Origin of the sequence: Deinococcus piscis (assembly GCF_014653275.1) — a bacterium.
Taxonomy (GTDB): Bacteria; Deinococcota; Deinococci; order Deinococcales; family Deinococcaceae; genus Deinococcus; species Deinococcus piscis.
The window spans coordinates 1-18,596 of sequence record NZ_BNAL01000039.1 but is presented as its reverse complement, the minus strand read 5'-3'; the positions used below and the strand labels follow the sequence as shown (position 1 = coordinate 18,596).

Sequence of the window (18,596 nt, the reverse complement as noted above, 5' to 3'; positions counted from 1 at the left end):
GGGCGAGTTCCGTGAGGTGGGTGCCCTGATTCATGGCATTGGGAACGCGCTTTCAGCAGTGACCACATAAGACATTTCCGCCTGGATGACCCACGCCTATCCTGGAATATTCTTATGTCAAATGCTCTATAGGCCACCATGTTCAGAACAGTCAGCGCCCCAGTGAGGAGGCGCTGGCTGGACGTAAGGGTCATCCACCGGACTACGCTGAATCTGGTGAACCGCAGCACTGACCCTGAGTGCTCGACACGCCCGTCGCCTTGCACATCACACCGGGGGGCTGGACTTCGGCCACCACACGGGCGGCCTGCACCTCCACGCCCATGAAGTGATACTGCATGGCGGGGGTGCTGAGGTTGCCGTACTCAAAGCGCAGAACTGCGGCGTCCTGCACTGGAATCTGACCCGACACCCGGTCATAGATGTCCAGAAACTTCTGGGTCAGCATGAAGCCCTGACGCGCCTCCGCTGGCGTACCGTCCATCAGCTGCACGACGGTCCCCTGCCAGGCATTTTTGCGCCCCCCGCAGTCCACCGAGTCAACCGTTACAGCCTTAATTTCGGTGACGTGGTAGCCCGCCGGCACCAGGGTGTTGCCATTAAGACGGAACTCCAACGGCACAGCTGGAGCACGGCACAGGGTTTCCAGGAAGCTGGCTGTGGTGTGCTGGTCGGTCGGGAGCGTGAGTGGCGTGGAAAAGGTCTCAAGGGACAGGTGCATCAAGCTGGCCGACTGCGGGCAGGCCCCCTGAAACTCGGCGGAGGCCTGGAGCTCAGTAGGGGCTTGCAGCCGTGAAATGGCCCTGAAGCCAAAGCGCGGGAAGTAATTCTCCGCCGTAGTCGTCAGCAGATACAGGTCACTGAGACCATACTTGGCAGCGTAGGCCAGCGCCTGACGCACCAGCTGTTCCCCCAAGCCCTGCGAGCGGTAAGCCTCCAGCACTGCCACCGAACGCAGGAGGCCCAGGCGTCCATAAATCTCTACCCCCACAGTGCCCACAAGTTCACCGCCCTGCTCGGCCAGGAGAACTCCGCCTCTGCCCGTCATGAGGCCGTCAACCGGCAGGCCCTGCGCCTGCAAAAAAGCCCGTACCGCTGCCAAATCGCTGGTCTGCATCCACCGCTGAACGGTCATAGAGAATCCTCCCGGCCCTGCTCCAATTCGGCCTCCAGTGCCGCTTTCAGCTTGCCCAGCAACTGCACCACCTGCGGGCGGTCCTCATCGGACAGCCGCTGAAGCACCCGGTCTGCTTGGGCGTTGAGCTGACCGTTCAGCGCGTGGGCGGCCTGATGACCTGCCTCCGTCAGCTCCACCAAAAGGGCGCGGCGATCACCCGGATGCGGCATCTTGAGCAAAAGTCCATCTTCAACCAGCTGATCAGTCGTACGGCTCAGCCAGGCCTTGTCCAGATTCAAACTGCGGGTCAGGGCGGTCAGGGTCTGAGGCCCTTCACGCTCAAGCGTGGTCAGCAGAGCGCACTGGGTGGCAGAGTTCACGTCACAGCAAGCAAAGCTCAGCTGCTGCAACTCCGTGAACAGCCGCGTGATGGTGCGCAGCTGCACGCTCGTTTCTCGGGCCATTTGATTGTCTTTGACAACATTCATAGCTTCAAGGTAATCGCAGGACATTCAATTGTCAATAGCAACAATTGAGAAAAGCAACTAAGCTGATGACATCTTGACCTGGCGTCTATCGGCCCCCGCTCCCAGATGAGGAAAATCAGGAGAAAAGCGAACGGTACAGCGGCCAACGCCTGCCCTAAGCTGGACACCATGACAAACACCACCCACCGTGACCGCATCACCAAGCACATGCCCGTGTTCTGCGCCGAAGGCCACCATCACGGCCTGGTCGACCATCTGGACGGCGACTACATCAAGCTGGTCAAGGATGAGCAGGGCCAGCACCACTGGTTGCCACTGAGCACCGTGGACCACGTGGACGAGCATGTGCATCTGAACCTCAACCACCAGGAAGTGCAGGAGCAGTGGCTGAGCGAGGACCCCCACCCCCAGCACCGGGACTAAGCGCTACCACGCTGCCCCACAGCACGAGGCCCCTTCGCAGTTGACGGGAGTGGGCCTTTCTTTGTTGGAGCGCCGCCACTCAGAGCACACCATATTTATTTTTCGCCCTCAGAGGTTCAGATGAAAGACACACCCGACCCCGGCCCCACCTTCCCCATCGCGCTCCCCATACAGCTCGCCGTCAATGGCAAACGTCATCAGCTTGACCTGGACCCCCGTGCCTCTGTACTCGACACCCTGCGTGACCGCCTGGGCGTCATGTCAGTCAAAAAAGGCTGCGACCACGGGCAATGCGGGGCCTGCACGGTTCTCGCGGACGGCAAGCGAGTGCTGTCCTGTCTGTGCCTGGCGGCCTCCTACGACGGCGCGGACATCCTCACCGCCGAGGGCCTGGGCACGGTGGACCAGCTCCACCCTATGCAGCAGGCTTTTCTCGACCACGACGGCTTTCAGTGCGGCTACTGCACGCCAGGGCAAATCTGCTCGGCAGTGGGCATGCTGGACGAACTGGCGCAGGGGATGCCCAGCCACGTCACGCCGGATGTACGGAAGGTAGCCGAGCTGAACGACGCCGAAATCCGCGAGCGCATGAGCGGCAATCTCTGCCGCTGCGGGGCATACGTGAACATCGTCTCGGCCATCCGCGAGGTCGGGCAGGGGCAGGCCGCGTCCGCTGCACTGCCGATGCCCGTGGCACGCGAGGTAACGCGGTGAAGCCCTTCGACTTTCAGCGGGCGGGCACCGTGTCTGACGCTCTGGCGCAGTTCGCCCCCGGCAGTGCCTACCTGGCCGGCGGGACCAATCTGGTGGACCACTTGCGGGCCGGCATCCGCGAGGTAGACGGACTGGTGGACATCTCGCGCCTGGACCTGACCGAGATTGCAGAGCTGCCTGGCGGCGGCCTGCGGGTGGGTGCCCTGGTCAAGAACAGCGATATGGCCGCGCATCCACTGCTGCGGGAGCGGTATCCAGCACTGGCCGAGGCGATTCTGGCAGGGGCGTCGGGGCAGATTCGCAACATGGCGACCACCGGCGGCAACCTGCTGCAGCGCACCCGCTGCGTGTACTTCTACGACCCGGCCACGCCCTGCAACAAGCGCGAGCCCGGCAGCGGGTGCTCGGCCATAGGCGGCTTTGGCAAGTACAACGCCCTGTTTGGCGCGTCCGAGCACTGCGTGACGGTTCACCCGTCGGACATGTGTGTGGCGCTGGCGCTGCTGGACGCGGTGGTGGTGGCCGAGAGTGAAGCGGGCGGGCGCCGGATTCCTTTTGCCGACTTTCACCGCTTGCCGGGTGACACCCCGCACCTCGACACCAACCTGCGCCCCGGCGAACTGATTACGGCAGTAGAGCTGCCCGCCGTGCCCGTCGCTGCGCAGTCCACCTACCGCAAGGCCCGTGAGCGCACGTCCTACGCCTTTGCACTGGTATCAGTAGCGGCGGCGCTGCGAACGGAAGGCGAGAACGTGGCCGAAGTCCGGCTGGCCTGCGGAGGCGTAGCGCACCGGCCCTGGCGGGCGCACCGGGCCGAGGCGTACCTGACTGGCAAGCCTGCCACCGCCGAACACTTCCGCGCCGCCATTGAAGCGGAGCTGGAAGAGGCGCAGAGCGGCACCGAAAACGCTTTCAAGGTGCCGCTGCTCAGGAATATGGTGGTGTCGGTGCTGGAAGAACTCCGCGACGGGCGCACACCCCAGCGCCGCGCTGAACAGGGAGGAGCCGCATGACCACCGACCCCAAGACCGCCAGCGTAGGCCAGGACCGGGTCCGCATTGACGGGCCGCTGAAAGTGACTGGCACTGCGCCTTACGCCTTTGAGCAACCCACCGAAAATCCGGCTTACCTCTTTCCGCTAACCTCGACCATTACCAGGGGCAAAATCCGCGCCATTGACGCTTCGGCGGCCCGCGCCCTGAGCGGTGTGCTGGAAGTCCTGACGCACGAAAATGCCCCCAAGCTCCTTGCCAAGACCGACACCGAGCTGTACATCCTCCAAAGCCGCGACGTGCATTACTTCGGTGAGAACATCGGCGCAGTGGTGGCCGAGACGCAGGAAATCGCCCGCCACGCGGCCAGCTTGGTGAGGGTGGAGTATGACACTGAGCAAGAAGACACCCGCTTCCGCCCCGAGCACCCGGAGCGCTACAACCCCGGCAAAATCAACACCGGCATTCCTGCCGACAGCAAACAGGGCAACGTGGAGCAGGGCCTGGCCGAAGCCGCCGTGACGGTGGACGAGGTGTACGCCACCCCCTACGAGCACCACAACCCCATGGAAATGCACTCGGTGATTGCCGAGTGGGACCGTGAGCGCCTGGACGGCGTGCTGGGTGTGCTGGGAGAGCGGCCCCACCTGCGGATTCACGACGCCTCGCAGGGCGTGTCGTACGAGCGGCTGATGCTGCTGCCACTGCTGGGCCTGCTGCCACAGCAGGTGGAAATCAGCTCGCCTTATGTGGGCGGGGCATTCGGCTCCAAAGGGATTCCACACGCGCAGGTCATGCTGACCGTGCTGGCGGCGCGGCTGATGCCAGGGCGGGCGGTCAAGTACATGCTGAGCCGCCAGCAGATGTTCCGCTCGGTGGGGCACCGGCTGACCACGCACCAGCGCTTCCGCCTGGGCGCGGCGGCGGACGGCACCCTCACCGCCATCACGCACGACGTGCAGCAGAGCAGCAGCCGCCTCAAGCAGTTTGCCGAGCAGACCGTGAATGCCACCCGGCACCTCTACGCTGCGCCCCACCGCGAGACAAGCACCCGCATGGTGCCGCTGGACATCGGCCCGGCCACCTTTATGCGGGCCCCGGGCGAGTTCCCGGGCATGTTCGCGCAGGAAACGGCGATGGACGAGCTGGCGGTGAAGCTGGGCCTGGACCCCATTGAGCTGCGGCTGCGCAACAAGCCGGACACCGACCCTGAAAGCGGCAAGCCCCACTCCAGCCACCACCTGGGCGAGTGCCTGAAAGAAGGCGCAAGGCTGTTCGGGTGGGAGAAGCGTCAGGCCCAGCCCCGCGCCCGGCAGGAGGGCGAGTGGCTCTGCGGCATGGGCGTGGCCGCGGCGACTTATCCTCGGCAGATGACCCCGCCCACCAAGGCCAGCGTAGCCTTCCGGGAGGGAAAGTATCACGTGGGCATTGCCGCCGCCGACCTGGGCACTGGAGCCTGGACGGTCCTGACCCAGATCGCCGCCGACGCGCTGAAGGTGCCTGAGGAGGACGTGGTACTACACATCGGGCACACCGACCTGCCGCTGGCGTTCCTGGCGGGCGGCTCCACCGGCACCTACAACTGGGGCAGCGCGGTCATGGTGGCAGCGGTGAATTTCCGTGACCGCTACGGCCTGACGCCAGCAGAAGGCGACGAGGCCGAGGGCAGCGCCTTTTTTCCAGATGAAGCCAAGAAGTACATGCTGGACGCTTACGGCGCTCACTTTGCCGAAGTCAAGGTGAGCACGGTCACCGGCGAGGTCCACGTGACCCGGCTGCTGGGCGTATACGACCCAGGCCGCATCATCAATCCGCGCACCGCCAACTCGCAGTTCATCGGTGGAATGACGATGGGCATCAGCGCGGCGCTGCATGAGGAAAGTTACCTGGACTCGCGCCCTGGCTACGGTCACGTGGTCAACAGCGACTTTGCGGGCTACCATATCGCCGCCAATGCCGACGTGCCGGATGTGCAGGCCCGCTGGATTGAGCATCCCGACCCCATGTTCGGCCCAACCGGAGCCAAGGGCATCGGTGAAATCGGCATCGTGGGCGTGCCCGCCGCCATCGGCAACGCGATTTACAACGCGACGGGCAAGCGGCTGCGCGAGTTGCCGTTTACACCCGCCAAGCTGGTGGAGTAGGACCACAGCAGGGCAGAGTTCAGAGCAGGCCTACGGTGCTTGTCCGGCGGCCCTGCTCTGCTTCGCTGGCGGCGGCTGGACAGTCCAGGGTGGATGAGGTAGGTTCAGCCTTACCGACAACTTTACTGTTCAACTTCGCTGTTCAGGGCTGCAGCCTGCGCTCGTCCTGCCCCTCTCTTCCCTGCTCCTACCAGGAGGTTTCCTGTGACCTGTCCTCACTTCGAGTCTGCCTCTGCTGGTCCGCTCAGCGGATTGCGCGCCGTCAGTCTGGCCATCAACCTGCCGGGACCAGCCGCCGCGCACCTGCTGAGCCGGGGCGGTCTGGCCGTGACCAAGGTGGAGCCGCCGGGCGGTGACCTGCTGTCCTGGGCGGCCCCGGAGCTGTACCGGGCGCTGTCGCAGGGGCAGGACATCCTCTCCCTCAACCTGCGCACCGACGAGGGGCAGCGGGAGTTCCAGCGTCAGCTGAGGGAGACCGACCTGCTGCTCACCAGCCAGCGCCCGGCGGCCCTGGCACGGTTGGGCGTGACCCAGGCGGCGCTGCACGCCCTGAATCCACGGCTGTGCTGGGTCGCCATCGTAGGCGATGAGGACGCGCCGGAAGTGCCGGGACACGACCTGACCTATCAGCTGCAAGCTGGGCTGCTGTCGCCACCAACCATGCCGCGCACCCTGCTGGCCGACTTGAGCGGTGCGCAGGACGCGGCCCGCGCCGCTTTGGGGTTACTGCTGGGGCGCGAGCGGGGGCAGGCGCAGCGCTTTGCTCAGGTGGGACTCAAGCAGGCAGCAGACTTCTTCGCCGGACCCCTGCGGACCGGACTCACCGCCAGCGGGGGCCTGCTGTCGGGCTCACAGCCGCACTACCGGCTCTACCCGGTGCGGGATGGCTGGGCTGGGGTGGCGGCGCTGGAACCGCATTTCGCTGCCCGGCTTCAGCAACTGCTGGGCGGCGCTGAACCAAATACCGAGGCTATAGACGAAGCAGCACTGGCCGGATGGCTCCGCAGCCTGAGCGTCAGCGAATGCAACCGGCTGGCCGAGGAACATGACCTGCCGGTGCATGCGGCGCGGCTGCCGTGAGGATGGGAGGGCAAGTCGCTTCAGGCCGAAGCAAGTCTTCGTTTGAATTTTGCGGTGTCGCTCTTTCTGGTCGTCACGGGCTTGCCGGCCATGTGAGGCCTAGCTCTACCGATTACCGACTCGAAACTCCAGTCCCCGTTCCCCGCAGCCGCTCTTTCTCGCGTCAGGCCAATTGCCGCTCCGTAACCCGACTTTCCCAGACCGCGACGACCAACAGCGCGGCCACCGTCAGCAGCGCCAGCGTGAGGGTACTCATCAGGCCGCTGCCCAGGGCGAGCGCCCCCAGCGCCCCCAGACCGACCAGGTGCGAAACGGGCAGGCCGCACACCACCGTCTTGAACATCAGGTTGCCCAGCAAAAAAAGCGCCGGGCCGCCGATGACACTCAGGGCGACGTGCGGCGTCACCGCGTCGCCTGGGTGCGTCAGCAAAAATTCGTCGCCCACGGCGGTCAGGATGATGCCCAGCACAATCAGGATATGGATGTAGGTGTAGACGCTGCGGGCGAGGCGGCCCGCGTCGTCGGTGACCTGCATCGTGGTGTTTCCGGCCTGCGCGTTGGCGACGAAGTAAATCCACCACATGGCGACGGTGCCCGCGAAGGCGGCAAACATCGCCAGAGTGCTCCACACGCCCGGCGTCAGGTCGGAAAAGGTCGCGCCGGAAACCATGATGCTCTCGCCCAGCGCCACAATCACGAACAGTCCGGCCCGTTCCGCCATGTGTTCGCCGCTCACGTCCCATTCCCGCGTGCTGGAGCGGCCCAGGCCAGGGGTATAAAAGCCTACCCAGCCCGCCAGATAGCCCTGTAGCAGCGCCAGCGTCCACCACAGCATCCGCGTTTGGCCCTCGGCCAGGCCCCCCAGCACCCACAGCAGGGCGTAGGGAAGGCCCCAAGCCAGAATGCGGGTCATATTGGCCTGCTGCCCGGAGCCGCGCAACGCCCAGAGCGCAAAGCACGTGCGGAACAGGTGCATGGCCGCCATGCCTGCGCCAAAGAGCCAGCTTTTGGCACCGAAGGCCTCAGGAATACTGGTGGACAGCACCAAGCCCAGCAGCATCAGCCCCATCAGCATCAGACGCACGGCGGGTTTTTCGGGGTTGAGCCAGTTGGTGACCCAGGCGGTGTAGGTCCACTGCCACCAGACCGCCAGACTCAGCATCAGCATCTGCACCGCGCCCAGCACCGTGAAGTGCGCCAGCAGGTAATGCGAAAGCTGAGTAATCGCAAAGACGAAAACGAGGTCGAAAAACAGCTCGGCAAACGAAACGCGGCTGTCGGTATGCGAGGAACGCCCCCGCATCAGGGCCGTCAATGGCCTGCTGCGCGGGGAAGATTCAGGCGTCATTCAGCTTTTCCCCACCGGGAGCCTGAAAGCCGACTTCGCGGTGGGTGCCGTCGCAAAAGGGCTTGTTGCCGCTCTGCCCGCAGCGGCACAGGGCGGCGCGGGTGTCGCGGACGGTGCCCGCCGGGTCGGCGCTCTCCGGCGCGGCGATGGTGAGGTCACCGCGCAGGAAGTTGGGGCCATTTGCCCGCACGTCTATCGTGGTGGGTTCAGGCTGCTCCGGTGGGCCAGCTTGCAGGACGTAATGCAGCGCTCCGGTGGGGCAGCGGCGCACGACTTCGGCCACGGCGTCGGCGTCGGCCTGGTTCGGCTGAATCCAGGGCCGCTGCTCGGGGTCGAACACTTCCGGCAGCCCGCGCACGCAGGCGGCGAAGTGAATGCAGCGCCGCTTGTTGTAGTAGACGGTTATCCCTTCGGAGGTGTAGGCGCGTCCCCAGAAGTCGGGAACAGAGGGGTTCGGGGTAGTGTTCACAGTTCATTTCTCCAAGGCAACCAGGTTCCGAAGTTAAGGACCTGACGAAAGTAATGGGAAATCGTCTCAGTTCACCAGCACCAGCCGGTCGCTGCCTTCCGCGTTCCAGGCGGTTTCCACCTCGGCCAGCGGGCGAATGTCCACTGGGGTCGTCCAGCCGTGCGTGGCGGCGGCTTCCAGCATCTCGCCAATCGCCGCCACCAGTTCGCGGTTGGGGACGCTGCCCAGGCCACTGCCCAGGAGTTCCACGCCCGAACTGCGCAGGGTCGAGGCATTCAGGCTGAGTTCCGCGCCGCTCATGGAGCCGATTTGCACGAAACGCACGCGCGGCTCGCCTTCGGGGTCGGCGTGACCGCTGAAGGCCGAGAGCAGGCTGTGGGCCGACATGCCCCAGAGGTAGTCGAGGACGACCTGCACGGGGTTGCGGTGAACACTCTGACGGAACGTCTCGGTAAGCGCATCTTCCTCCTGGTTCAGCACGATGATTTCGTCGGCCCCGAGGTCACGCAGCACCGCTTCATTGCGGCCCGTCGCCACGATGCGCCCGGCCCCGAGGTGACGCGCAATCTGCACCGCCAGCCGCCCCGCCGTGCCCGTCGCGCCGTTAATCAGCACGTGTTCGCCCGCCTGAAGGTGTGCCCGCCGCGTCAGCGCCGCCCAGGACGACATGCCCGGATTGGCGAGGGCGGCGGCCAGTGCGCTGTCCAGCTCGGCGGGCAGGGGCACGGTGTATTCGCGCCGCACCTTGCTCTGCTGGGCCAGTGCGCCAAAGGGGGCTGTCGGAAAGGCAAAATAGACGCGACTGCCGTCTTCCAACTGGCCCACGCCATCGAAGCCGGGGACGACGGGCAGGGTCTTGCCGCTGCTGTAGTGCTTGCCGGACGCCTGCGCCCGCACCAGCTGGCTGACGGCGGCGGCCTCGACCTTCACCAGCACTTCCCCCGCGTCCGGCTGGGGGGTCTGGAAGTCGTCGTAACGGGGGGGCTGAGCAAAATCGTGAATCACAGCAGCTTTCATCGTTGTTCCTCCGGGGTCTGGCTGCTCGGGGTTTGGCCGCTCCAGGCGCGGCGCAGCAGCTCAAGCAGGGCGTCTTGTTCCAACGGGGCGGGGTTCGGGTAGGGTTTTTCGAGGGCTTGTGCGGCGGCCTGAGCGATGCCGTCTTCGGGCATTCCCAGGTCGCGCAGGGCAGGGACGTTGCCCAGTTTCTTGTTCATTTCGTACAGGCCCAGCGCGGCGTTTTCTGCGTCCAGAGCGCGGGCGATGCGGTGCATGGCTTCCGGCGCGTGGGGGGCGTTGTAGGCGATGTTGTGCGGCAGCAGCGCGGCGTGCAGTTCGGCGTGCGGCAGGTTGAAGGTGCCGCCCAGCACGTGCGCCAGCTTGTGGTGCAGGGCCATGCCCACGCTGCCCAGCACGCTTCCGGCCAGCCACGCGCCGTAGAGGGCCTGCGTGCGGGCCTCCAGATTCTGCGGCTCTTTCACGATGACGGGCAGCGCCCCCGCCAGCGCCCGAATGGCGTCCTCGGCCATCAGCGACACGACGGGGTTGCCGTCCTGCGCGTACAGGGCTTCAGCGGCGTGGGCAATCGCGTTCATGCCACTGCTGGCACTCACGGCGGGCGGCAGCGTCAGGGTGAGTTCCACGTCGTAAATCACCGTTTCCGGCAGCACTTTGGGCGTGTTCTGGGTGGTTTTGCGCCCCTCCTGCGTCTCGCCCAGAATCGGGGTCATCTCCGAACCCGCGTAAGTGGTCGGCAGAATGAGTTGCGGCAGGTCGGTGCGCAGCGCCAACGCCTTGCTGAGGCCCGTGGTGCTGCCGCCGCCAAATGCCACCAAGCCGTCTGCGCCGAGTTCCTGTAAGCGCTTTAGCGCGTCTTCGGTCACGCTGACGGGCGTGTGCATAGCCGCCCCGCTGAAGGTTCCGGCGGCCCGGTCGCCCAGTTGCGCGGCCAGTTCCTCGGCTCTCTCAGCCTGCCCCGGCGTGGACAGCACCAGCGCCCGCCGGATGCCAAGGCGCTCGGTTTCGGCGGCCAGTTGCTCGCGGCTGCCCGCCCCGAACACGACGCGGGTGGGCAGGGGTTCGTAAGTGAAATGCATGGGACGCTCCTTGAAGTTGATGATGGATGATGGGTTCGCTTCGCTTCTTGGTCAGAGCAGCGCCCATGAGGACGCTTGACCGCTGATGGATGATGGAAAAAGCGCGGAGGCGACGTGTCTTTAGAGCAGGTGGACAGAAGACTACGGGCCTTATGACCCTCCCCCCTTGCCGGCTGGGTGATGCCGAAAAGTCTCTCATGATTGAAAACGGTGCATTTTCGGCAAGTTTGCCACCCGATGAAAGCGAGGTTTTTAGCCCCTCCCCCCTTGTGGGGGACTCGCTAGAGCCGCTTGCGGAGGGCCTTGCGCAGCAACGGGACTTGAAAAGCTGCGAAGCAGAGGGGGGGCATCCAGACCAACTTTTTTTCCTGTCAACCGCTCCAAAGAAGCAAGAAGCGCCTCCACAGCACAGCGGAGACACTTCTTCCTATCCAAATTCCTTAGACGCTGCGGGCCGAGACGTCCTGAAGCATCTTCTGCACGGCCAGAATCTCGTCTTCGTTGATGGTGTGGCCCATCTTGGGGTAAATGCGCTTGTCCACCTTCGCGCCGTGTCCGGCCAGGATGTCGGCGCTGTCCTCGACACGCTTGAGGGGAATGTGGCTGTCCACGTCGCTGCACCCGATGAAGATGGGCGTGCCGTCCAGGTCGCCAGCGTAGTCGCGGGGGGTGCCTTCCGGCCCGATCAGGCCGCCGGAGAAGGCGAACACGCCGCCGTAGCGCCGCGAGTTGCGGGCCACATATTCCAGCGTCAGGCACGCGCCCTGCGAGAAGCCGCCCAGCACGATGTTTTCGGGCGGAATGCCCTGCTCGCCCAGCGTGTTCACGATGTCGTCAATCATCTGGAGGCCCGACGACAGGCCGGGTTCGTTGCGCTCCAGCGGGGCCAGGAAGCTTTCCGGATACCAGGTGTTGCCCTGCGCTTGCGGCGCGACGTAGGCGAAGGCCGACAGGTTGAACTGCTGCGAGAGGTTCAGGATGTCCTCGGCGCTGCCACCACGCCCGTGTACCAGAATCACGGCGGCGCGGGCTTCGTCCAGGGCGCGGCCCGTGGTCATCACCGGCTGGCCCTGGTGCGGGCCGTTGACGCGCAGCCCGTCGGAGAGGCTGGCGGCGCTGCCCTGGGCGCTACTGCTCTGGCTGGTGCCGCCAATCGTCACGCCGTACTCGTGGTTCACGATGGGCTTGACGCGGGCTTCGATGGCCGCACGCTTGCTCTCGTACCAGGCGGGCAATTTCAGGTGCTTGCCCAGTTCGTCCACGCTCTCGTCGGCGGGGAAGCCGGGGGCGTCGGTGGCGACTTCGAACAGGATGCCGGAGCGCTCGCGGAAGTAGATGGAGTGGAAGTACTGGCGGTCTTGAACCGTCGTCACCTGGTAGCCGTGCTTGGTGAGCAGCTGGCGGTATTCCAGTTGCTCGGCATCGTCCACGGTGCGCAGGGCGACGTGGTGAACACTGCCCGCGCTGAACTGGCCGTGCGGCTTGCCGGGGCGCTCGACCAAGTCGATGTACAGGCCCACGCCGTCCGACTGGCCCCGGTAGCGGGTGCGGGTGCCTTCGGCGTCCTGCTCGCTGCCCACCTTGGTAAAGCCCAGCGGCCCGGTCAGCAGGCTCTCGGTCTGGGCGGTCTGCGCGACCCAGCCGGTCACGCTATGAAAGCCGTTCAGGGCGTGTTCGCGGGGCACGGGACTCTTGGGCCAGAAGCTTGGCACGTCCGCGCCTTCCTCGAAGATGATTTCAATCCACAGGCCGTCAGGGTCTTCAAACTTGACGGCGGGGCTGCCGAAACGGGTTTCCTCGGTGAAAGGAATATTGAACTCTTTCAGGCGGGCCTTCCAGTAGTCCTGCGAGGCGACGGGCGCACCGTAAGCCGCCGCCACGATTTCGCCGTTGCCGCGCCGACCCTTGACCGCGTTGGGCCAGGGAAAGTAGGTCATGATGGTGCCGGGCGCGCCGGTTTCGTCGCCGTAGTACAGGTGATAGGTGCCGGGGTCGTCGAAGTTGACGGTGACTTTGACCATGCGCTGGCCCAGAACCTGGGTGAAGAAGTCCACGTTCTTCTGCGGGTCGCTCGCCATGACGGTCAGGTGGTGGAGGCCTTGAATCGGATTCATGGGACTATCCTAACTTAAATTTTTAAGTGTTATGTAAACTAAATTACTTTTTGAAGATCGTTTACAGTGGGGGGATGACTGAGTCGGAACTTGACCTTGCCCTGAAACAGCCCGCCATCCGGCTGTGGCGGCGGCTGGTCTACACCACGCAGGGCAAGGTTCGTGAAGTGGAAGCGGCCCTGGCCCCGCTGGGGCTGACCATGACCGAATTTGACCTGCTGGCCGTACTGCGGCGCTTTGACGGCGCGACGCAGCAGGAAGTCGCCCAGCGCCTGCTGTTTACCGAAGCGAACATGTCCTACCACGCCAAACGGCTGGTGGCCCGTGGCCTGATTGAGCGCCAGACGGCAGGCAAACGCAAACTGCTCAGGCTCACCGACGCCGGCCAACACTTGGTCCAGCAGGCCCTGCCCACCGTGCTTGAGATTCACGAGCTTCAGTTCTCCGACCTGAACGATGAGGAACTCAAGCTGCTGCGCGACCTGCTCCGCCGCCTGAAATGAGGCCGCGCTGCTTGCAGTCTGCCAGCGTCTACTACAACACCTACGGCACCCATCACGTCACCAAAGTGGCAGGTATGGACAAACTCCAGAGCTATTTACGGCGACAACTAGCCCCAGAACGACACCCGCCATCGGAGACGGTCCAGCTGGCGAATTTTGTTCTGGTCACTTCTGCTCAAGGGGCGCGGGCAATTTCTAGCCACAACGCACCACATGGCTGGACTTCTGGTAGAGGAGAGAACCTGTTCCGTTGCGGATCAGCCCAGTGATGGGCCCAGTTACTGATCAGTCCAGTCACCGGCAACGCTTTAATCCCATCACAGGGTGTGCAGGCGCTCAAGCTCTCCTTTCCTCTGGGCATGGTTCTGGGCTCAGTTTTCCGGTCAAACTGCCGCGCCCAGCCTGCCTGCTCTCATGGCAACTGTTCCATTCCTGCTGTCATCAGCAGGTAAGACGCCAGTTCCTAGAGTGTGGCGAATGCTAAGCGCACAAAGGGAGCAGTTATGAGGCACTGGAAACGGAAACAAGGTGAGAGATACCGGACCCTAAGCTTGAAACTCATGTCTACGGCGGTACTGACCGGCCTCTCCGGAATCGTCAGTCCAGGGGCCCTGGCCGTAGTGTCCAACAGCCATACCCTCTACAGCGACGGCACCAGCGGCTTTGATCCAAGTGCTGGTCCGGGCTTCGATACTGGCCCCAACAACGGCATCGTGCGGACCAACGACACGTTTACCTATAACGTCTCCCTGACGGCAGCGGGCGTAGAGTCAGGCATCGTCATTACGGCCACCTTGCCCACGGTGGACGGCAAAGCCGTAGCGGTGTGGCCTGCGCTCCCTGCGTACTGCATGGCCGGTGGTTCCTCGATTTCCGTAGACCGCTTGACGGTAACCTGCGCCCTGGACACGATTGGGCAAGCGGGCAGCAACACGGCCACCGATGTTTTGCTGACGGCTCAGGTGCTGAGCACCGCAGCCAACGGGACAGTGATTCCCGCACCACAGATCACCGTCACGTCGCCGCAGGGAGTGCCCGCGTCCTCAACGGTGCCTCAGCCTGTGACCGTGTCCGCTGCACCGTTTTATGACGTGGTCATTCAGCAGAGCTTTCAGGGTAGCCCCCAGGCTTACGGGTACAACACCGCCAACGGCCCTGCCAACGAGGACGGCTTCTACAGCCGCCCGCTGATTGGCCTGGTCGCCAAACACCCGAACGGACACGGGAACAAAGGCGTCGAGCAACTCAATCCCGCTCAGCCGATCAAAGTCACCCTTGACCTCAGCCAGATGCCCGCAGGCACCATTGTCGACAACTACCACCAGGGGGCCGCGCCGGCAGGAACTCCGGCAGCCACAGGCAGTTTTCTGGACGGCTGCGGAAGCCCGGGCTCCTGGGGCTGGAACGTGATCACGAGCGACGGAAACCCCAGTCCTGAAAACGGTGGCGTGGTCAACATGTATGAGAAGGTGGGAGACTCCGGTTCAGCCACAGTCACCAATGACAGCATGGTGCCCAATGGCGGCAACTGCCAGGTCACGGGCACCACCTCTACATCCATGTCGGTGGAAATTTCCGGGACCGACACCACCCTGGTCCGCAGGCCCACCGTCTACAGCGGTACAAACGCCCCTATTCCCACCACAGACTGGTGGGTCGCCAACAAAGCCGTGGTCCTGTGGACTCCGCTCACGTCTTACCCGCCCAATCAGCAGGTGTGGAATACCATCAAGCTGGGAAGTTTCAGCGCCACGTCCATCAGCGGGCAGGCCATGCAGAACATCAGCACCAGCAATGACAGCGCCACTTACGACCTCACCTCGTATAACGGGGGGACAGCGCTCAAGGTCTTTGTACCGGACAACAGCCGCCCGGCACCGTATGCCACCACCGCAGACCCTGCCGTGACCTCCGATGCCCATGTCAACTACATGACCGCTGGACAGACTGTACGGACACAGGTCCGGTACCTCAACACCGGAACCTATACCCAAAAGGACGTTTTCAGCTGCGACATCATTGACCGCACGGTCTTTGACATTGGCCCGAACTTCTCGGCGAGAATATCTGTGGGCACAGGCTCGATTCAGTATGGGGCACGCGCCGCCGGTCAAAGCCCTTACTTTGCCAGCACCGATTCGGCTGACCCCAGCGGACTTAAGATCTTCGGTATCGCTGACGGAACGTCCGAATACAACAGCGAAACTTGTCAGGACCCTGGCATCCAGTGGTTTAACACTCCAGCCGAAGCCGAAGCTGCCGGGGGACTGGTGTATGTCAAGGCCACTTTCCCCACCGTGCCTGGCAACACTCCGGCCTACTTTGACATTACAGGTCTGACCCTGCGCTCGACATACGCCCGCACCATCAGCACGACCTATCCTTCCAGCGTGACCCACCAACAGGGTGACCCGGTGGCCGCCGATACCCTGATTCGCAACCTGGCGCGGGTCTGGAACACCAGCGTGCCTGCGGTGGATTCGACCAAATACACCGACCACCTCCAGGTGGTCCCGATGAAGACGACCTCGCGGGTCACCAAAGACATCGTGGCGGTCAACGGCAGCCCAGCGCTCAATCCATCGGCCATTTCGCCCGACGCCCTGCTGACCTATCAGGTCCAGCCCCGCTACTCCACCACCTTTCCGCCGCAGCCCAGTACCGTGACCGTGACGGACGTCCTGCCGCCAAATACCACCTACGTGGCGGGCAGCTCAACTGTGGGCGGCACCGCAAAAGACCCGCAGGTCATTCCCAACAGCCCCGCCGCTGGGTACACCCGCCTGGTCTGGACCTACGACCAAGTCTTGCCCTATGTGGGCAGCGACGGCAGCGCCGCCAATTTGCCCCCGGTCCGGTTCAATGTCAAAGTCTCTAACCTGGCCCCCAACAACTCCAAGATTGTCAATGCCGTCATGGTCTCCGCGGGTGCCAGTGACTACGAGCCGGATACCGACTGCGTGTACAGCACGTCGGCCATGAACTTCGGCACCTGCTCCAAGTCGGCCACCAACAGCACCACCGTACAGACGACTGCTGGCTACCGCCTGCAGAAGTCCACTCCGGTGACCACCATCGAGCCGGGGCAGAACTTCAACTTCCAGATCAGCTACGCTTCGTTTGGCAAGCCCGTCACGTCCACCGATATCCCGGACATGATCGATGTTTTGCCGTACCTCGGTGACGGTGTGGCGCGGACCAATTTCCAGGGCCGCTCACCCAGTTCCAGCTTTACGCCAGGGGCCTACCAGCTCACTTCTGTGACTGTGCCCAGCAACGACCCCGGCATGACGGTGTATTACACCAAGGCCGCCCCATCAAGTGTAAGCAACGATCCGCGTGACCCCTCCAACGCCCTGGAAGGAGGCAGCACCATCTGGTGTACCCAGAGCCAGTTCGGCGCCGCTGGGTGCCCTACCACCATCGAGGAAACGACGGCGGTCCGTCTGCGGCCAGGCGTCACCTCTTTCCCCGCCGACACCGTGTATACGGCCACGCTCAATCTGAAATCCACCGCCAACGCTAAGGCCAAAGACCTGTTCAATAACAGCGTCGGGTCGCGGTCCTTGTCGGGCAGCCTGCTGCTGCTGGAAGTGCAGGCCCAGTCTCCGGTGCAGGTGGTGTCCTCTACCCTGTCGGGCCGCGTCTTTATGGACGTCAATCAGAACAAAGCCCTGGATGCTGGCACCGATTCGCCGATTGCAGGCGTGTGTGTGAGTGTCGCAGGCCAGACCAACAGCGGCGTGTCTGTCACGTATTCGGTGCGGACCCAGAGCGACGGCACCTACACCTTTACCTCTGGCGCACCTGACATCTACCCCACCGGCGACTGCAGTGGCACGGTACTGACTTCGTTTGGGGGCCTGCTCAGCGGCACCTACACCCTGACCGAGCTTCAACCCGCCGGCTACTCAGACGGTGCAGATTACGCTGGGCCTGCGGGCGGCCAGGTCACGAATGACAGCATCACCGGCATTCGCTTGGACGTCGGCCAAACGGCCCCGGACTATGTGTTTACCGAGCGGCCCGCAGGTCTGAACGTGTCCAAGAAGGTCAGTCCGGTTTTTGTTCATGTCGAGACTGACGCACAGCAGCCGGACACACTCACCTACTCGCCTGCAGACCGCCAGTTGGTCTACACGCTGAGCGTGACCAACCCCGGCGCAACCCCGCTCAGCGACGTCACCCTGACCGACATGCTTCCGCCGCAAGTGTCCTTCGTGTCGGCCACCCTGGACGGCGCGCCGCTGACGCCCAGCAGAACCAGTCCGCTCACCTTGACCCTGCCCACCCTGGCTCCCAACACCACCAAGGACGTGCTGGTCACTGTCGAGGTGCAGCCGCTTACCCCCGGAGTCAATCAAACCCCGATTCTGAACACCGTCAGCGCCGAGGCCAGCGGCATCAAGCCTGTCTCCTCTGAACAGGCCCGGACCGACTTCGTTTACACGACGCTGTACAAGCAAGTACGCAACATTTCGAGGAGCGCAGACTGGGCCAGCACCTCCGAAGGCCTGCCCGGAGAGACGCTGGAGTACTGCATTGACTTCCGGAACCTTGGCACCACCACGCTTGCAAATTACAGCCTGGTGGACAAAGTGCCTGACCACACCGCCTATGTCGCAGACAGCGCTCAGGTCTTCCAGGGCACCATGCGCTCTCCTGGCGGCGCGTTTCCCGGCATGACCGCAGGCTACGCAGCAAGCACCAATGAGGTGTTCGCAGCGAGCCAGGCTCTGGAGCCCAGCGCGCAGGGAAGCCTCTGCTTCAAGGTCACCATCAAGTAAGCCGGCCTATAAGGCAGGCACACACCTTCACCAAAAGCGACACAGGGACGGCCCTCACACCGTCCCTGTGTCGCTTTTGGCAGGTGGTCCCCAGCTTGCGCAACTCGGCGCAGGCCACGGGCCCAGTCACAGGTGTGCGGAGAAGTGCTGCGGGCGCAGATAGCGAGGAACACTGCCGTCCTGCTCTGCCCCACCTCAGTACCCGACAACTTCATATCCAGACGTGAGGGACAGCAAAAACAGACCTCGCTCCCCGGTTCAGCTTGAAGGCTGGATTCAGGGAGCGAGTGACGCTTTGATGAGTGTGTGAAAACAGAACAAAAC

Annotated in this window: 14 protein-coding genes; 7 read left to right on the top strand and 7 right to left on the bottom strand. The window is 63.8% G+C overall.

Annotation, left to right across the window (positions count from 1 at the left end):
- Nucleotides 1–202 precede the first annotated feature (202 nt).
- Both arsN2 and IE158_RS11835 read right to left on the bottom strand, forming a co-directional pair.
- Nucleotides 203–1,135 (bottom strand): arsenic resistance N-acetyltransferase ArsN2, encoded by a 933-nt coding sequence (gene arsN2, locus IE158_RS11840; protein ID WP_189643916.1) that lies wholly within the window; start codon nucleotides 1,133–1,135, stop codon nucleotides 203–205.
- A complete protein-coding gene (locus tag IE158_RS11835; protein WP_189643915.1) occupies nucleotides 1,132–1,605 on the bottom strand; it encodes a MarR family winged helix-turn-helix transcriptional regulator in 474 nt (157 codons plus the stop codon). The genes arsN2 and IE158_RS11835 overlap by 4 nt, the downstream gene beginning before the upstream one ends.
- Before the next feature lie 168 nt (nucleotides 1,606–1,773).
- On the opposite strand from IE158_RS11835, the gene IE158_RS11830 reads away from it, so the two are divergent.
- The 5 genes from IE158_RS11830 (at nucleotide 1,774) to IE158_RS11810 (ending at nucleotide 6,958) form a co-directional block, all read left to right on the top strand.
- Nucleotides 1,774–2,028, top strand: a complete 255-nt coding sequence (locus IE158_RS11830) for a DUF2171 domain-containing protein (protein ID WP_189643914.1) — start codon at nucleotides 1,774–1,776, stop codon at nucleotides 2,026–2,028.
- 120 nt (nucleotides 2,029–2,148) lie between these two features.
- Nucleotides 2,149–2,742 (top strand): 2Fe-2S iron-sulfur cluster-binding protein, encoded by a 594-nt coding sequence (locus IE158_RS11825; RefSeq protein ID WP_229839101.1) that lies wholly within the window; start codon nucleotides 2,149–2,151, stop codon nucleotides 2,740–2,742.
- Complete coding sequence (locus IE158_RS11820) at nucleotides 2,739–3,755, top strand: FAD binding domain-containing protein (RefSeq protein WP_189643913.1); 1,017 nt, start codon at nucleotides 2,739–2,741, stop codon at nucleotides 3,753–3,755. Before IE158_RS11825 ends, IE158_RS11820 begins: the two co-directional genes overlap by 4 nt.
- Nucleotides 3,752–5,878, top strand: a complete 2,127-nt coding sequence (locus tag IE158_RS11815; protein ID WP_189643912.1) for a xanthine dehydrogenase family protein molybdopterin-binding subunit — start codon at nucleotides 3,752–3,754, stop codon at nucleotides 5,876–5,878. The genes IE158_RS11820 and IE158_RS11815 overlap by 4 nt, the downstream gene beginning before the upstream one ends.
- A gap of 204 nt (nucleotides 5,879–6,082) precedes the next feature.
- On the top strand, nucleotides 6,083–6,958 hold the full coding sequence (locus IE158_RS11810) for a CoA transferase (RefSeq protein ID WP_189643911.1): 876 nt from the start codon (nucleotides 6,083–6,085) through the stop codon (nucleotides 6,956–6,958).
- 163 nt (nucleotides 6,959–7,121) lie between these two features.
- On the opposite strand, the gene IE158_RS11805 is transcribed toward IE158_RS11810, so the two are convergent.
- The 5 genes from IE158_RS11805 to IE158_RS11785 all read right to left on the bottom strand — a co-directional run bounded on the left by IE158_RS11805 (nucleotide 7,122) and on the right by IE158_RS11785 (nucleotide 12,982).
- Nucleotides 7,122–8,306, bottom strand: a complete 1,185-nt coding sequence (locus IE158_RS11805; protein ID WP_189643910.1) for a low temperature requirement protein A — start codon at nucleotides 8,304–8,306, stop codon at nucleotides 7,122–7,124.
- Entirely contained in the window at nucleotides 8,296–8,775 is a 480-nt protein-coding gene (locus IE158_RS11800; RefSeq protein ID WP_189643909.1) for a (4Fe-4S)-binding protein, read from the bottom strand. Before IE158_RS11800 ends, IE158_RS11805 begins: the two co-directional genes overlap by 11 nt.
- Before the next feature lie 66 nt (nucleotides 8,776–8,841).
- Nucleotides 8,842–9,792, bottom strand: coding sequence for a quinone oxidoreductase family protein (locus IE158_RS11795; RefSeq protein ID WP_189643908.1), 951 nt, complete (start codon nucleotides 9,790–9,792; stop codon nucleotides 8,842–8,844).
- Complete coding sequence (locus tag IE158_RS11790) at nucleotides 9,789–10,868, bottom strand: maleylacetate reductase (RefSeq protein ID WP_189643907.1); 1,080 nt, start codon at nucleotides 10,866–10,868, stop codon at nucleotides 9,789–9,791. The genes IE158_RS11795 and IE158_RS11790 overlap by 4 nt, the downstream gene beginning before the upstream one ends.
- A 440-nt stretch (nucleotides 10,869–11,308) precedes the next feature.
- A complete protein-coding gene (locus IE158_RS11785) occupies nucleotides 11,309–12,982 on the bottom strand; it encodes a VOC family protein (RefSeq protein ID WP_189643906.1) in 1,674 nt (557 codons plus the stop codon).
- A 74-nt stretch (nucleotides 12,983–13,056) separates the two neighbouring features.
- On the opposite strand from IE158_RS11785, the gene IE158_RS11780 reads away from it, so the two are divergent.
- Both IE158_RS11780 and IE158_RS11775 read left to right on the top strand, forming a co-directional pair.
- Complete coding sequence (locus tag IE158_RS11780; protein WP_189643905.1) at nucleotides 13,057–13,485, top strand: MarR family winged helix-turn-helix transcriptional regulator; 429 nt, start codon at nucleotides 13,057–13,059, stop codon at nucleotides 13,483–13,485.
- Nucleotides 13,486–14,045: 560 nt separating this feature from the next.
- Complete coding sequence (locus IE158_RS11775) at nucleotides 14,046–18,272, top strand: DUF11 domain-containing protein (RefSeq protein ID WP_189643904.1); 4,227 nt, start codon at nucleotides 14,046–14,048, stop codon at nucleotides 18,270–18,272.
- Nucleotides 18,273–18,596: the final 324 nt, after the last annotated feature.

Coding starts and splice junctions, on each gene's coding strand:
- arsN2 (WP_189643916.1), bottom strand. CDS start 1,135: ATGACCGTTCAGCGGTGGATGCAGACCAGCGATTTGGCAGCGGTACGG.
- IE158_RS11835 (WP_189643915.1), bottom strand. CDS start 1,605: ATGAATGTTGTCAAAGACAATCAAATGGCCCGAGAAACGAGCGTGCAG.
- IE158_RS11830 (WP_189643914.1), top strand. CDS start 1,774: ATGACAAACACCACCCACCGTGACCGCATCACCAAGCACATGCCCGTG.
- IE158_RS11825 (WP_229839101.1), top strand. CDS start 2,149: ATGAAAGACACACCCGACCCCGGCCCCACCTTCCCCATCGCGCTCCCC.
- IE158_RS11815 (WP_189643912.1), top strand. CDS start 3,752: ATGACCACCGACCCCAAGACCGCCAGCGTAGGCCAGGACCGGGTCCGC.
- IE158_RS11805 (WP_189643910.1), bottom strand. CDS start 8,306: ATGACGCCTGAATCTTCCCCGCGCAGCAGGCCATTGACGGCCCTGATG.
- IE158_RS11795 (WP_189643908.1), bottom strand. CDS start 9,792: ATGAAAGCTGCTGTGATTCACGATTTTGCTCAGCCCCCCCGTTACGAC.
- IE158_RS11790 (WP_189643907.1), bottom strand. CDS start 10,868: ATGCATTTCACTTACGAACCCCTGCCCACCCGCGTCGTGTTCGGGGCG.
- IE158_RS11785 (WP_189643906.1), bottom strand. CDS start 12,982: ATGAATCCGATTCAAGGCCTCCACCACCTGACCGTCATGGCGAGCGAC.
- IE158_RS11780 (WP_189643905.1), top strand. CDS start 13,057: ATGACTGAGTCGGAACTTGACCTTGCCCTGAAACAGCCCGCCATCCGG.
- IE158_RS11775 (WP_189643904.1), top strand. CDS start 14,046: ATGTCTACGGCGGTACTGACCGGCCTCTCCGGAATCGTCAGTCCAGGG.